Below are 285 nucleotides of genomic sequence, written 5' to 3'. Positions count from 1 at the left end.
TATCAAGGTACGGAATCGAACAGAACCGCGGCGGACGGCGGAGTGAATCCGGACAGCCGGGTCACACGGGGAGTATGACTTCCACCGACTTACCGACAGACGCACCGGGCGGGTCCGACGGGCAGGCGGGCGGCGGCCGGGGCAACGGCCCCCGCCGGAGCCGGCGATGGGGAAGGGCGGTCGCGATCGGCGCGGTCGCCGTCGCGCTGCTTCTCCTCGGCACGCGGCTCAGTCTGCTGCCGGGGCTGGGTGACATCTTCGGCGAGAAGACCCATGACCGCTCGG

Annotated in this window: 1 pseudogene; it reads left to right on the top strand. The window is 70.9% G+C overall.

Features of this window, described 5'->3' with window-relative positions:
• Positions 1-74: 74 nt before the first annotated feature.
• Positions 75-285 (top strand): annotated as a pseudogene (locus G3I42_RS37065) (hypothetical protein); the annotation flags it as partial.

The organism is Streptomyces sp. SID11385 (assembly GCF_010548245.1).
Classification (GTDB): domain Bacteria; phylum Actinomycetota; class Actinomycetes; order Streptomycetales; family Streptomycetaceae; genus Streptomyces.
This window is presented reverse-complemented; position numbering and strand designations above follow the sequence as displayed.